The 15434-nt window shown below is 58.7% G+C and carries 11 protein-coding genes; all 11 read left to right on the forward strand.

The window, feature by feature from the left end; translation table 11 throughout:
- Positions 1–101 precede the first annotated feature (101 nt).
- The 11 genes from AAEO81_RS20690 (at position 102) to argE (ending at position 15368) form a co-directional block, all read left to right on the forward strand.
- Positions 102–4403, forward strand: coding sequence for an RHS repeat-associated core domain-containing protein (locus tag AAEO81_RS20690; RefSeq protein ID WP_341958804.1), 4302 nt, complete (start codon positions 102–104; stop codon positions 4401–4403).
- Between the two features lie 7 nt (positions 4404–4410).
- On the forward strand, positions 4411–5010 hold the full coding sequence (locus AAEO81_RS20695) for a hypothetical protein (protein WP_341958805.1): 600 nt from the start codon (positions 4411–4413) through the stop codon (positions 5008–5010).
- 221 nt (positions 5011–5231) lie between these two features.
- Positions 5232–5552, forward strand: coding sequence for a hypothetical protein (locus tag AAEO81_RS20700; RefSeq protein ID WP_341958806.1), 321 nt, complete (start codon positions 5232–5234; stop codon positions 5550–5552).
- 44 nt (positions 5553–5596) lie between these two features.
- Positions 5597–5950 (forward strand): hypothetical protein, encoded by a 354-nt coding sequence (locus AAEO81_RS20705; protein ID WP_341958807.1) that lies wholly within the window; start codon positions 5597–5599, stop codon positions 5948–5950.
- A gap of 142 nt (positions 5951–6092) precedes the next feature.
- Positions 6093–8576 carry an EAL domain-containing protein gene (locus AAEO81_RS20710; protein WP_341958809.1) on the forward strand — a complete coding sequence of 828 codons (2484 nt, stop codon included), beginning with the start codon at positions 6093–6095 and terminating at the stop codon, positions 8574–8576.
- Between the two features lie 347 nt (positions 8577–8923).
- Positions 8924–9814 carry a DUF1932 domain-containing protein gene (locus tag AAEO81_RS20715; protein WP_341958810.1) on the forward strand — a complete coding sequence of 297 codons (891 nt, stop codon included), beginning with the start codon at positions 8924–8926 and terminating at the stop codon, positions 9812–9814.
- A gap of 131 nt (positions 9815–9945) precedes the next feature.
- Entirely contained in the window at positions 9946–11235 is a 1290-nt protein-coding gene (locus AAEO81_RS20720; protein WP_341958811.1) for an MFS transporter, read from the forward strand.
- A gap of 127 nt (positions 11236–11362) precedes the next feature.
- A complete protein-coding gene (locus AAEO81_RS20725) occupies positions 11363–12247 on the forward strand; it encodes a LysR family transcriptional regulator (protein WP_341958812.1) in 885 nt (294 codons plus the stop codon).
- Positions 12248–12410: 163 nt separating this feature from the next.
- Positions 12411–13283 (forward strand): phosphonopyruvate hydrolase, encoded by an 873-nt coding sequence (locus tag AAEO81_RS20730; RefSeq protein ID WP_341958813.1) that lies wholly within the window; start codon positions 12411–12413, stop codon positions 13281–13283.
- A 234-nt stretch (positions 13284–13517) separates the two neighbouring features.
- Positions 13518–14192, forward strand: coding sequence for a DUF1028 domain-containing protein (locus tag AAEO81_RS20735; protein ID WP_341958814.1), 675 nt, complete (start codon positions 13518–13520; stop codon positions 14190–14192).
- A gap of 27 nt (positions 14193–14219) precedes the next feature.
- Positions 14220–15368, forward strand: a complete 1149-nt coding sequence (gene argE, locus AAEO81_RS20740) for an acetylornithine deacetylase (protein ID WP_341958815.1) — start codon at positions 14220–14222, stop codon at positions 15366–15368.
- Positions 15369–15434: the final 66 nt, after the last annotated feature.

Here is a 15434-nt window from a genome sequence, read left to right on the forward strand (position 1 = left end):
TTTTCTGAAAAGCACGAAGGCCGCGCTTTTTGTGTTTCAACGCTCAGACAGGACCGCTCTAAGCCCTTACATTCCGCGGCTTTCTCAGCGCGGATCACGGAATGTCTGACGCCCATTGGGCCGCCCGCCAAGGCGATGCTCTTGTTCACAATTCGATGCTGGCCGACGCCTTGGGCGGTGTGCTAGAGGTCGCGGCCAACGTTGCCATCGGCGGGCTGGTGGGCGCTGCGCTGGTGGGTGCAGCCAGCTTGACCGTGGCGACAGGCGGGCTGGGGGCCTGTGTACTGGGCGCCGCAGTCAGCGTCGCCGTGGGCGTGGGCCTGAACGCCACGGGCATGGACGAGCGCATTCGTAATGTCTGTAATGACCTGGCGAACGACCTGTTCCCGCCCACCGTCTGCGCACACATCAGCAGCGGTTCTCCCAACGTCTTCATCAATGGCCTGCCAGCAGCGCGTGCGGCCGGCAGCGTGGCGTCCGAAAGCGCCGATGTGCCCGCCGATGAGGCGCCCGAAGGCACCTTTCTCGACATTGCCAAGGGCTTTTTCTCCGAACTGTGGCGACCCACTGTCGCCACGCCCGCGCCCGGCGTCATACCCGAACCGTCCGATCAGGTGACCTGCGAACGGCACCCGCCCATGCCGGTTCAGCACATCGCCGAAGGATCGGACCGGGTCTTCATCAACGGTCAGCCCGCCGTGCGCAGCGGGGACCGCAGCACTTGTGACGCGACGGTGGTGTCCTCGGGGCTGATCTCGCCAAACGTGCGCATTGGCGGCGAAAAGCTCGTGGTCCGAACGATCCGCAGCGGCAAGACGCCCGGCATCGGTCTGGCGGTCAACGCCCTGATGATGCTCAAGGGCGCCCCGCGTAAGTTTGCCAGCAACTTGCCGTGCATGCTGTTTGCTGGCCTGAACACCTTTGTCGTCAGTCAGGTGAGCGGCGCGTTGAGCCGTGCGGTCTCTGGTTCGCCACATCCGGTGCATGCCGCAACGGGGGCGAAGGTACTGGGTGGGGCCGAGGAGCTGGACTTCACCCTCCCCGGCCTGATGCCCATCGAGTGGCAACGCTCCTACAACAGCCGTGACGAACGCCGTGACGGGCTGTTTGGCGCAGGCTGGAGCATGCCGTTCGAGGTCAGCGTGCGGGTGGAATCGCATCCGGAAGGCGGTGAGCGGCTGATCTACACCGACGAACAGGCGCGTCAGATCGACATGGGCGCGATCGCCTTGGGCAGTGCAGTGTTCAGCCCAGGTGAAGGGCTGGCGGTCAAGCGGCATGACGATGGCCGACTGCTGATCGAAAGCGAAGACGGGCTGTATCGGTTGTTCGAACCTACGCTGCCTGATCCGTCACGGCTTCGGTTGAGTCAGTTGGGGGATCGCAACGATAACCGGATTCATCTGGAGTACGACGTTGAGGGACGTTTGGCGGGGCTGCGCGATTCGCTGAACGTGATGTGCCTCGATCTGGCGTATTCGGCGCAATGGCCTCGACGGGTCGAGCGACTTGAACGTGTGTTTGACGATGGCAGTCATGAGACGTTGGCGCGTTATGCCTATGACGGATCGAGTGATCTGGCCGAGGTCAGCGATGCCTTGGGCAATGTTCAGCGGCGTTTCGTTTACGACGCTGATCGGCGCATGGTCGAGCACCAACTTCCCGAAGGCCTGCGCTGCTTTTACGAATGGGCCTTGATCGACGATCGGGAATGGCGTGTCGTGCGCCATTACACCGACGAGGGCGACGAATACCGGTTCGATTACGACTTGAGCGCTGGGAGCACGGTGGTCACCGATGGCCTGAATCGACGCAGTGTAAGACGCTGGAACGTTCAGCATCAGATCACGGAATACATCGATAACCTCGGGCTGACGTGGCGGTTTGCGTGGAATGACGCACGCCAGTTACTCGGGGCCACCGATCCTCAAGGGGGCGAGTGGCGCTACACCTACGATGACGCGGGCAATCTCGAAACCACCGTAGATCCCTTGGGCCGCTGCCAGCTGACGCAATGGCTCGAACACTGGTCACTGCCCCGACTGGAAACCGACGCAGCGGGCCACACTTGGCAGTACCGCTACGACGCACGCGGCAACTGCACCCACGCCGTCGATCCGCTGGGGCACACCACCCGGTTCCACTACGACGGCTACGGCCAAGTCATTGAAATCATCGACGCGACCGGCAAAAGTCGAAAGCAGTATTGGAACGAGTATGGGCAACTGACCGAATCCATCGATTGCTCGGGGTCTCCCACGCGCTTCAGCTACGACAAGCATGGCTTTCTGCAAGGAATCACCGATGCGCTGGGCGAGCGCACGCTGTACCGGCATGACGCGTTGGGTCAGCTGTTGCAGCAGGTGTTGCCGGATGGACGCGTCGATGAGTACGAATGGACACCCGGCGGATGGCTGAGGCGCCACACAGATCCCGCCGGTGCGACCACGCTGTATGAGCGTGACCGGCGCGGCCAGCTTCGACAACGGACCGATGCGCTGCGGCGACAGGTCCGGTTTGCTCATGACGCTTACGGCCGTCTGCACACCCTGACCAACGAAAACGGCGAACACTACCGGTTTGCCTGGGATGCCGGCGACCGGCTGGTACTACAGCAGGACCTGGACGGCAGTCAACGGCGGTACGCCTGCGACAGACTGAACAACGTGGTGCGTATTGAGCAGCTTGCATCGCCTCATGACGAAGCGTTTGCAAAGGACTCAATCATTCATGAGCTGAAACGCGACGCCGCAGGGCGTCTGATTGCCAAAGTCACCGCCGACGGCAATACCGCGTACACCTACGATGCGCGGGATCAACTGACCGACATTACGTTCACCGGGCTTGGTGCTGAGCCTCGCAGTGTGGGCTTTGCCTGGGACGCCTTGGGGCAATTGCTCAGTGAATCCGGCGCGACAGGCGTTTTCCAGCACCACTACGACGAGCTGGGCAACCGGGTTCAATCCCGACTTCCGGATGGCCGCTGGCTCAATCATTTGCGCTACGGCAGCGGCCACGTGCATCAGATCAATCTGGACGGTCTGGTCATTTGCGATTTCGAACGCGACCGCCTGCACCGCGAGGTGCTGCGCACACAGGCGCAGCTCAATACGCGCACGCAGTACGATCGCGCAGGCCGCTTGCGCTCAAGAGCGCGCCGCGCTGCCGATCAACCCCGGCAATTGCCCGCGCAATGGGCGACCGACTACGACTTCGACCCCGCCGACAACCTTGTGGGGCAATCGGAGCGTAATGGGCCACGCTCGTTTCGCACTTATCTGCACTACGACGCCACTGCTCGGCTCATGGCTCGTGAGGGCGAACCGGCCACCGAGACAGAGCTGTACGCCTACGATCCGGCAGCCAACCTGCTGGAGGGTCAAGGCTCTGGCCACGTCGTGCACAACCGGCTGCTGAGGTATCAGGACAAACACTACCGGTACGACGGCTTTGGCCGAATGATCGAGAAACGCAGCCTGCGCCGCGGCACCCAGCGTTTCGCCTACGATGCCGAAAGCCGACTCATCGCCGTTCACAACGACAAAGGCGATGTCGTGCGCATGACCTACGACCCACTGGGACGGCGCATCGAAAAACACGAATACAACCGCCATGGATGCCGGGTGAGCTCCACCCGTTTCACTTGGGATGGCTTGCGTCTGCTCCATGAAGACTGCCATCACAAACAAAGCCTCTATCTCTATATCGAAGACAGCCACGAACCTCTCGCCCGAATCGACGGCATCGGCGAGTTCCAGACAGTCCACCACTTCCACAACGCCCCCAACGGCCAACCGGAAGCACTGACCGAAGCCAGCGGCGACCTGGCGTGGACAGCCCGCTATCAGGTCTGGGGCAACACCACTCACGAAGACCGCGCACCGCACATTGCGCCCCAGAACCTGAGGTTCCAGGGCCAATACCTTGATCGCGAGACCGGACTGCACTACAACACCTTCAGGTTCTACGACCCGGATGTGGGTCGCTTCACCACGCCTGATCCGATTGGGTTGGCGGGTGGGCTGAATCTCTATGGGTATGCGCCGAATTCGGTGGGATGGGTGGATCCGTGGGGGTGGAGTTGTAGCGTCGTCAAGGCTCGCAATCGACGACATGCTTACACCCTGGCGAAAGACCATGCAAAAGTACCTCGCGTTTCTAAAGGAGGTGAAATCATTGATATTGACGAGATCAAGCCGTCCAGTCGGGGCGATAACTGGAGCCAGATGAAGTATAAGGGCGCACGATCCGTGGGGAGAAAACATACAGATAAGGGCGTATCTTATTTCGAACACCCTGATGGTCACCCTGACGCAGGGATGCCAGGGATACCGAAGCATCATGACTCTGGGCATATTCACGCCATCAACGCCAAAGGCGAGAAAATTGTGTTCACCTGGTAGAGCATTTATGGAACTAACAATTGAATTCCCGGTTGAGCAGGATGATATTTTCACTCAACCATCGCATTTGCCCCAAGGGTTTTGCATTTGTTATCAGCACAACGTTGACGACGCTGGCTATGGACCTTACGGCTTTCACACAGCGAAATCAGAGATACTACTGAAACGCGCACTAGGCCCGCTTACTTATTGGAATTCTGAAAGAGGTCAGTTGGTCGATGCAGACATACCAAAGGCGGACGGGATTTATTTCTTCAGGGAGCAAGGCTATGTGACAACAATGAACAGTGAGCTAATGATTTATCAAAAATCTCAAGCGATTCAAGCACTCAGAGACAGATACAAAAAAACGAGCCCATCGACCCCATCTAGCGCCAAGCCCATATTACTCGAAGTAGCACAAGGGCGGAGAATGTCTGGGGCGGCCATTTCAAAGATACTGGAGAATAATTGTTCATTTCTGATCAGTTATTCTCGCATTACTGAGATGGGTCAAATACTTATTTTTTTTGACACAACGTTGAGGGCAAACATCCGAAAAACCGCTGAAGAAGAAGGTATAAAATATATAACAGAAAAATCCATCGACGATTTAAAGCCATGGTGACTTGGCGAAAATTTTTGAACACAGAAGTTGCAGCCAAATAAAATGCATTAAAAAAGCCCGACACGCAGGTATACCGAAGGTTATCGTAGCGCCATAACGCTGGCACAACGCACGCCATCGACACCGCAAACGAGAACAATATATGTTCTCTAACCAAGACCAAGGGGCACCTAAAACCTTTAAACCCACCGGTCAAAACAAATCAGACTTAAGAGGATCAGATGCTTCCACACAACACCAGTATTGCTTTAACGGAAGATTCCGCACTATCGGTTTTGAAAGAAATTGAATACATGCTCATCTCACTCAAAAACATCGCACGGCATTACTACGACAATGCCGACGACCCTAAAGACGTAGACCCAATCGCCTACGCCATCGAGACAACCAGATTCATCGACGAGAACGACATCGTCTACAAGCTGGCCAACATGAGAGAAGTCATCTCCGACGCTTTTGACGACGAGCGTGGCGACGACGACATGGACGACATTGAACGTGCAATGGAGCATCTGGTTTTTTGGGAAAAGCCGGGAGATTGAGCGCTAGCCGGCAAAAACGTTGGCGGTTTCAGGAGACCTGCAGTTTGAAAAGCCCACCTTCACCAAAAGAAAATAAATTAAGAAAAACGAATAGAAAAATAACGCTCACAGGAAAAAAAGCGATAAAAGCGCTTCAAGAGTTGGAGTTCATGATCATCTCGCTGAGAAAAATTGAAGACCATGACTTCTACAAGAAACTTGACTCACCTGGCCAAGACCAAAACTTACAAGCGCAAGAGCTTTCACGCTTCATAAGTGAGAATAATTACGTGCAAAGTCTAAGCTCGGTCCGAAGAATAATCTCCGAACGGTTCGACTCTACCTTAGGAGACGATGATATGGGTGATACAGAACGTGCGATGGAGCATCTGGTTTTTTGGGAGAAACCCGGAGACTGAGGATTCGCCCAAGCCCAGGCTCACGACGACGCCCCCTAAACCTCCCCCCTCTCCAGCCGATACCTATACAGCAACCTGATTTTGCATCACTTTCACGCCATACTCCGCCACATCACGCTTTTCCACCCTTCAGGTGCTTTAAATGCCGTTACTCCAGGATTCCGACGCGATGTACCGACTGCTGATTCAGAGCGTCGTGGACTATGCGATTTACATGCTGACGCCGGAAGGCATCGTGGCGAACTGGAACCCTGGGGCGCAGCGGGCGAAGGGGTACACGGCGGTGGAGATCGTAGGGCAGCATTTTTCGTTGTTTTACAGCGAGGACGAACGACGCGCTGATTTACCCAGCAAGAATCTGCGGATCGCCCAGACCGAAGGGCGGTTCGAGGCTCAGGGTTGGCGGTTGAAGAAGGGCGGCAGCGCGTTCTGGGCCCACGTGATCATTGACGCCGTTCGCAATGACGCGGGCGAGCTGCTGGGTTTCGCCAAGATCACCCGCGACTGCACCGAGCAGCATCAGGCGCTGCAGGTGCAGCGGGAGCAGGAGCGGCGCTTCCGTTTGCTGGTGCAGGGCGTCAGCGATTACGCGATCTACATGCTGGACCTGGACGGCAACGTGGTGAACTGGAACGCCGGGGCCCAACGGGCGAAGGGGTATCAGGAGCATGAGATCGTCGGCCAGCATTTTTCGGTGTTTTACACGCCGGAGGATCGCGCCCTCGGTCTGCCGTCCAAAGGTCTGGAGACCGCGCGCCGTGAGGGCCGGTTCGAGGCGGAAGGCATTCGTCAGCGCAAGGACGGTTCGCATTTCTGGACCCACGTCGTGATCGACGCCATCCACGATGACGACGGCGAGATGATTGGTTTCGCCAAGATCACCCGGGACATCACCGAGCGCCGCAAGACCGAGCTGCAATTGCTGGAAGCCAAGGAGTTAGCGGAGAAGCGCAGCGCCGAGATGGCCACGCTGTCGCGCTTCCTCGACTCGGTGATCGCCAACATTCCGGCCAGCGTGATCGTGCAGGACGTACGCTCGCACAAGATTCTGCTGGTGAATCAGCAGGCGGAACGGTTGTTCGCCGCCACCAAAATGGTCGGTCGTTTTGCCAGTGAATGCCTGCGGCCGGAGGTGGCGGATTACATCAATCAGCAGATGAGCCAGACCCTGGCGATGGGCGAGGTCCGGACCTCCGAGATGCAGGTCCACACGGCACAAGGGCTGCGCACATTGCGCAGCCGCACGGTGCTCAACCAAGACACTGAAAGCCATTCGGATTACGTGCTGTTCGTGGCCGAAGACGTGACCGATGAGCTGGCGGCCAACGCCAAGATTCACCACATGGCCCACCACGACGCGCTGACCGGATTGCCCAATCGCACGCTGTTTCAGCAGCGTTTGAAGGAAGCGCTCGCACGCTCCAACGGGCCGACCGGCTCCGGTAAAATCACCGGCACGCTGTGCCTGGACCTTGACGATTTCAAGGACGTCAACGACGCGCTGGGCCACGCGTTCGGGGACAAACTGCTGCGCGCCCTCAGCGAACGCCTGCGGTCCGAGTTGCGCGACCGCGACACCCTCGCGCGCCTGGGCGGCGATGAATTCGCCGTGATTCTGCCGGAGCTCGACACCCAAGAGGCCGCCGAACTGGCGGCGCAACGGATGATTCAGGCCATCCGGCCACCGTTCCTGATCGACGGCCACAGCTGCTCGGTCGGCGTCAGCGTGGGCATCGCGTTGTCGCCCGAAGACCACGTCAAACCCGAGCAACTGATGGGTTACGCCGACATGGCGCTGTACGAAGCCAAACGCAATGGTCGCAACCGTTTCGAGCGTTTCCGCCAGGAACTGGACGAGATCGCCCGCCAGCGCCGGACCCTAGAAGCCGACTTGCGAACCGCGCTGCATTTCGGCCAGTTGAAGATGCATTACCAGCCCATCGTCAGCCGGGACGGTCAGGACATTTCCGGCTACGAAGCGCTGATCCGCTGGATTCACCCGATCAAGGGGATCATTCCGCCGATGGACTTCATCCCGATGGCCGAGGAAACCGGGCTGATCCACGAAGTCGGCACCCGCGCCTTGAACCTCGCCTGCCAGGAAGCCGCTGGCTGGGGCACACTGCAAACGGTGTCGGTGAACCTGTCACCGATCCAGTTCAAGAACCCGGGGCTGATCGCCATCGTCGAACTGGCGCTGGCGGACTCGGGCCTGGCGCCCGAACGCCTCGAACTGGAGATCACCGAATCGGTGCTGCTGGGTGACAGCGACGAGAACGTCTCGACGCTGCGCGCCCTCAAGGCCCTGGGTGTGGCAATTTCGCTGGATGATTTCGGCACCGGGTATTCGTCCCTCGGTTACCTGCGCTCCTTCCCCTTCGACCGCATCAAGATCGATCGCTCGTTCGTCAAGGACATGGCCGAGAACAAAGAGGCGCTGGCGATCATCCGGGCGATCACCGGCATGGGCAACAGCCTGATGATCGAGACCACGGCGGAGGGTGTGGAAACCCACGAACAGATGCTTCAGCTGCAAGCGGAAGGCTGCTCGCACTTTCAGGGCTTTTTCTTCGGCCGACCGGTGCCGGCGGATGAGCGGCTGATCACGTTGAAGGACGAGCTCTAGAAGGGCGTACGTTCCCATGCAGGCCAGGCACTGACGCACCCGGCCTGCGTTCAATCGACCTCTTTCGGACACTGGCCCACTCAGCCGTCCACACCATGGTCAGAAGTTGCGATAACAATCCGCCCAGCGCGCGCGGACCTCGCAGAAAATCAGTGATTAATACCTCAATCAATTCACTTTACCCCCCCCTCCCCTCACATTAGCCTTGATCCCGCGTCCACATCGTTCATTGAATTAGCCCGTCACTTAGCGATAAATCATCGAACTAAGTCGCTAAAACTCGCGCGAACGAAAGGCCCTGCAATTAGGGAAGGGCGCACCGTCTTACTTTGAATAAGAGAACACGTATGAAACTTAATGTGGGCTTTATCGGCTACGGTGAAGTGGCTTCTCATTTTGCTCGACGCCTGGCGGAAAACGGATGCAGCGTTGTTGTGCATGATGTATTGGCCGAACAGGAAGGCGGATTGGCAACACTGAAAGATCGAATAGGCTCAACGCCGGTGACGGTCATGGGGTTTGAGGCGTTGTTTAAACACTGTGACATTGTCTTATCGACCGTGGTGACGCAGGCCGCGCTGAACGTTGCGCAAAGAAGTGCACAGCAGTTGAGGCCAGGGCAGTACTACGTCGACTTGAACTCGACGTCGCCTTCGATCAAACAGGCCATCTTCAACATCATCCAGCCGTCCGCAGCCCTCTTTGTGGAGGGCGCGATATTAGGTGCACTGGGTGCAACGGGCGCAGACACCAAGATTCTACTGGGGGGCGCGCAGGCCAGCGAACTCAGTGAACGCCTCAACGGTGCCGGTTTGAACACCCGGTTCTTCAGCCCGACACTGGGCCAGGCGTCCACCTTCAAAATGTTGCGCAGTGTTTTTTCCAAGGGCATCGAGGCCATCCTCATCGAGACGATGCTGGCCGCGACCGAGTCCGGGGTTGATGAGGCGCTCTGGGCCGATATTGTCCACACCGTGACGCATACGCCGTTTGAAAAGACAGCGAGCAACTGGATCGTCAGTCATTTGAATGCGTGTGAACGCCGCTACTTCGAGATGCAACAGGTGGTGGAAACGCTGGAGGAGTTGCACGTCACGCCCTGTGTCACGCAGGGAACGCTGGCGTTCTTCAAGCGCTCCACCGATTTGCAACTCAGTCACCAGACCCGGGCGCAGCCGGTGGATGGCGTATCGCAGGCCATCAATGTAATGCGTACAGCGCTCAACAGTCATCGATAACACGTCGGGGCATTTACATGATCTCTCTATTACAAGAAAAACAACGCAGCGAACATGCTCAACACCGAGCGGGCGGTAGAACGTTTCTGAAATATGGCATCAGTGCGGTGGCCTCGTGCTTTCTCGCTTATATGTCCTATTACATTGTCCGCAACAACTTTGCTCTCTCGACGCCTTATCTGAAACAGCATCTAAGTTTGACGTCCACACAAATCGGCTTGCTCAGCAGCGTCCTGCTGATTTCCTACGGACTCAGCAAAGGTTTCATGAGTGCGTTGGCCGATAAGGCCAGTCCCAGGAAATACCTTGCCGTGGGCCTTGCTTGCTGTGCATTGGTCAACCTTGCGTTCGTGTTTACCACGGGCCTGTGGGAGTTCGTCATCCTTCTGGCCTTACTTGGCCTGTTTCAGGGCACCGGGGCAGCACCGGCCTACATCACCATGGCGAACTGGTTTCCCAAAAGGTTGCGCGGACGCGTCGGGGCGCTCTGGAATATCTCGCACAACATCGGTGGAGGCATCGTGGCGCCGGTGATCACCGCTGGCATCGTTTTCTTCGGGGTCGGCGGCTGGCAGTACGCTGTCTATGTGTTGCCTGCCATGCTTGCCCTGGCGGTTGTCCCTCTGGTTCTGGTGCTTGGGAAGGACTCCCCACGCGCCGAAGGATTCACCCCTCTCGAAGAGGACCCTTCCGTTCACCCGGCACGTACGCCCTCGCCGGAAGATGAAGCGCATCCCGGCCGTGAATTGTCCACGTGGCAGATCTTCCGTCGGTACGTACTGCCGAACAAATCCGCCTGGTACACCGCGATGGTGGATGCCTGCGTGTATGTCATTCGTTTCGGCATGGTGTCCTGGATGCCGCTTTATCTGACGGAATACAAACACTTCTCCATGGCCGAAATGTCAGTCGCGTTCTTGCTGTTCGAATGGGCCGCGATTCCGTCCACGCTGCTGGCGGGCTGGATTTCCGACACGTTTTTCAAAGGCCAGCGCATGCCACTGGCGATCATCTCGACGCTGATGATCATCGTCTGCATCGTCGGCTACTGGAAAGCCACGAGCGTCGTATCGGTGGTCATCTTCACCGCGATGATCGGTTGTCTGATCTACATCCCGCAGTTTCTGGCCAGCGTCCAAGGCATGGAAATCGTCCCGTCCTTCGCCGTGGGTTCAATGACCGGGCTTCGCGGCTTCATGAGCTACATCGTCGGCGCAACCGCCGGTACGACGTTGATTGGCATCGCCGTCGACCGCATGGGCTGGGATGGCGGAATAATGGTGCTGTTCGGCGGGTCGCTGCTCTGCGTGCTGTTTTGCATTCTCGCGCACATTCAGGTGCTGAAGATGAATCGGCGTCAGGTGACGCCCGCGCCAACCGTCACCGACACGCCAACCCCCGTTTCGCGCACGACAGTATGACCTGCACATCCTTCGGGTCCGGAGGACGTTTGCTATGCTGCGGCGACCTGCAATGCGCCCTGTCATGACGTCGCAAGGATGCGTTATCGGCGCCCATCATTGCTTTAATCCAGCGTGCGGAGGTGGCATGTATTACTTGGGCGTGAGTGCATTTCTTGCCATCGTCAAAGAGCAAAGTCTGAGGGCGGCGGCGGACAGTATTCATGTTTCGCCGTCGGCCATCAGTTACCGCTTGAAAGAACTTGAACAGAAACTGGGCGTGACGTTGATCGAACGCCATAAGGGCGTCGACAGTATAAGGGTCACCGCCTCGGGAAAGGCGTTTTTGCCGCTGGCAGAACGCTTCCAGGACGTGCTGAACGATATCGACCGGTTTGGCGTCACGAACTTCAATCTTCATTTGAATATCAGTGCGCCAAACAGCATGAACATGTATTTGCTACCGCCCCTGTATTCAATGCTTTATCAGTGTGCGCCACGCATGACCCTTCGCATTCACACGGAACATACCGAAGAGTCCGTTGAGTCGGTGTCCACGAAAGTCATGGATATCGCCTTTCTCGCACGCGAAGTTTCGGTGCCTTCCAATGTGCTGATGTCACCGTTCACGGAAGAAGGGTTTTGCCTGCTACGCCGTTCAGGACCTTCCCGTGAGGAACCAACGGAGGTCGATGTCGCTCAGCTCGATCCTGAAAAGGAAATCTTCTGGCGCTGGAGCAAGGATTTTCAGTTATGGCATGAGCGGACGTTGGGCAGCCTGCAGGTCAGGCGGGTACAGCTGGACATGGCCAGTCTGATTCCTGACTTGCTGGTGGATGAGCAGCAATGGTCGATTGTCGTGAATTCGGTAGGCGAATGGGTCAGGAAAATCCGGCCCGATGAGTTCGTCGTCGAGCCGATCAAAGACGCGCCGCCCGCCCGCAAGTATTTCAAGATCACGCACAAACAACCTTCAGCAGAAGTCTGCGAAGGGCTGAGTATGGTCGAGAGATGCCTGACAACACTGTTCTGAAAACGCATGTTTGAAGCCGTCCTCTGAAACAGGACTGCCCGTTTTACTCACGCTGACCGATCGTTCCGCCGCCTCAGTCCCGAGCGCGGTGAGTGATGTCGCGTCAACACTGACTCTGTCCTCGTTATAAAGGGCAAGTTCCAACGCCACTTCAGGAGTTTATATGAGCAAGCATCAACGCCTTCGCGCAGCCCTCGACAGCCGCGAGTTGTTCACGGCAATGGCGGCACACAATCCTCTGTCAGCGGTCCTGGCTGAAGAAGCGGGCTTTCACGGTATTTGGGGCAGTGGCTTCGAACTGTCTGCCAGTTACGCGGTGCCTGACGCGAATATTCTATCCAGCGGAACGCACCTCGACATGATGCGCGCCATTGCCTCGGTCACGTCCATCCCGCTCATTGCAGACATCGACACAGGCTTCGGGAATGCCGTCAACGTCAGTTACGTCGTCCCCCTTTATGAGGCGGCGGGTGCCTCGGCGGTGGTCATGGAAGACAAGACATTTCCGAAAGACACCAGCCTGCGCGCTGATGGGCGGCAGGAACTGGTTCGTCTCGAAGAGTTTCAAGGCAAGATCGCCGCTGCGGTGCAGGCGAAGTCCGATAAGGACTTCGTCGTCATTGCACGCACTGAAAGCTTGATCGCAGGGCTGGGACAAGAGGAAGCGATTACCCGAGCCTTGGCATACGAAGCGGCGGGCGCCGATGCCATCCTCATTCACTCCAAGCAGCCGACGCCCGATGAAATCCTTCAATTCGTGAAGGCATGGTCGGGAACCGTGCCGCTGGTGCTCGTGCCCACCGCGTACCCTCAACTGACCGAGAAAGACATCGAAGCCTTGGGCAAGGTCGGGATCGTGATTTACGGCAATCACGCGATCAGAGCGGCCGTGGGTGCGATGCGCACAACGTTCGCGCAAATCATCAAAGACCGCGGTATCCAGCACGTGGACCCGGATCTTCCCTCCGTGAAAGAGATCATCATGTTGCAAGGTGATGAACGCATGCGTGACATCGAGCGACGCTACCTGCGTTGACGGGCGAAGCCGACGATTCGGGCTGGCGACATTGCGTGTGGCGGACGGGGCGCACCGAAGAGCCTCGTCTGCCTGCATCACGTTCAGGCTGATACGGTTTTCCCTAACCAGCGCTCACGAAAATCCTCGTTTCGTCCACGACGGCACCGCTCCAGAATGCCGTCATGCGCCATCCACTCCGCCACGCTGCGGAGCGGTGAATGGCAGGTCAGGACGAAACAGGATGAACACACCATGACGTTTTCCATCGTTGGCCGTTGCGCCGACACCGGTCAACTGGGCATCGCCATCAGCTCGTCGAGCATTGCCGTGGGCGCCCGTTGCCCTTGGCTGCGGCCCGGCGTGGGCGCCGTGTCGACCCAGAACATCACCCTCCCCGCCCTTGGCGCGCTCGCACTCGATCAGATGGAAAACGGCCTGTCCTCTGAGCAGGCGGTGGCGCAGGCGCTGAGCCTTGATGAGTACCGCCAGTTTCGTCAGCTCACGGCCATCGACCACCTCGGTCGAACCGCGCATTTCAGCGGCAGCGAAACCCTCGGCACGCACCATGCGTTATCGGGAGAACAGTGCGTCGGCGCGGGCAATATGCTCGCGGACCGAGCGGTGATCGAGGCGCTGGTTCACGCTTTCGAAACCCATGACGGCCTGCTCGCCGACCGGCTGATCGCCGCGATGCAAGCGGCCGTTGCAGCCGGGGGTGAAGCCGGTCCGGTGCATTCGGCGGCGCTGGTGGTGGTCGGCGATCACAGCTGGCCCATCGTCGATCTGCGCGTCGATTGGGCGGAGGAAGACCCCATCGGCACACTGGCAAACCTGTGGCGCGATTACCGCCCGCAGATGCAGGATTACCTGACCCGCGCCCTCGACCCGACCAAGGCCCCCCGTTATGGTGTGCCGGGCGATGAATGACGCGTCGATGAACGAAGGGTGCACAGCATGAACAGCCGGGACCTGTTGGCCGCGCTGGTGGGGTTCGACACCACCAGCCGCGAATCGAACCTGCAATTGATCGAGTTCGTGCGGGACTATCTGGCCGGGTTCGACGTGCCCTGCGAGCTGATTTACAACGCGTCGCGCAGCAAGGCCAATCTGTTCGCAACGATTGGCCCTGCGGACCTGCCCGGTATTGTGCTGTCGGGCCACACCGACGTGGTGCCGGTGGACGGCCAACCTTGGACCGTCGCGCCATTCGAACTCAGCGAACACGACGGCAAGCTGTTCGGGCGCGGCACGGCGGACATGAAAGGCTACATCGCTTGCGTGCTGGCGGCCGTGCCTGGTTTGCTGGCCGCGCCGCTGAAAATGCCGGTGCACATCGCGCTGTCCTATGACGAAGAAGTCGGCTGTCTCGGCGTGCGTTCGTTGCTGGCGGAACTGGAGCAACGTCCGGTCAAGCCGCTACTGTGCATCATCGGCGAACCCACCGAACTCAAGCCGGTGCTGGGCCACAAAGGCAAACTGGCCATGCGCTGCGACGTGCATGGCGCGGCCTGTCATTCGGCTTATGCGCCGCAGGGCGTGAACGCCATCGAATACGCCGCCGAACTGATCGGCGAATTGGGCCGCATCGGTTCGACCTTGCGCGCTCCAGAACTGCACGACGCACGCTTCGATCCGCCGTTCACCACGGTGCAGACCGGCGTGATCAGCGGCGGCAAGGCCTTGAACATCGTGCCCGCCGATTGCCGCTTCGATTTCGAAGTGCGCGCCCTGCCCGCCCATGACCCGCTCGACGTCGCGCAGCGGTTGCAGGATTACGCCAAGGACCAGGTGCTGCCGCGCATGCAAGCGGTGCATCCGGGCAGCGACATCCGGTTCACCGAGCTGTCGGCCTATCCTGGTCTGGCGACCGATGCGAAGGGTCAGGCCGCGCAGTTGATCGCGCAATTCTGTGGCTCGGACGCGTTCACCACCGTGGCGTTCGGCACCGAGGGCGGGCTGTTCGACGCCATCGGCATTCCCACCGTCGTGTGCGGGCCGGGCAGCATGGATCAGGGGCACAAGCCAGACGAGTTCGTCAGCGTCGCGCAACTGGCGGCGTGCGATGCGATGCTGCGGCGGATCACCGAGACGTTGCAGGGCTGACCGCGTGCGTTGACCGGTCGAGGTGCTAGAGTGCGTGGCCTGCGGGCATCACTTTCTGGAGGCACT

Source organism: Pseudomonas sp. RC10, assembly GCF_038397775.1.
Lineage (GTDB): Bacteria > Pseudomonadota > Gammaproteobacteria > Pseudomonadales > Pseudomonadaceae > Aquipseudomonas > Aquipseudomonas bambusae.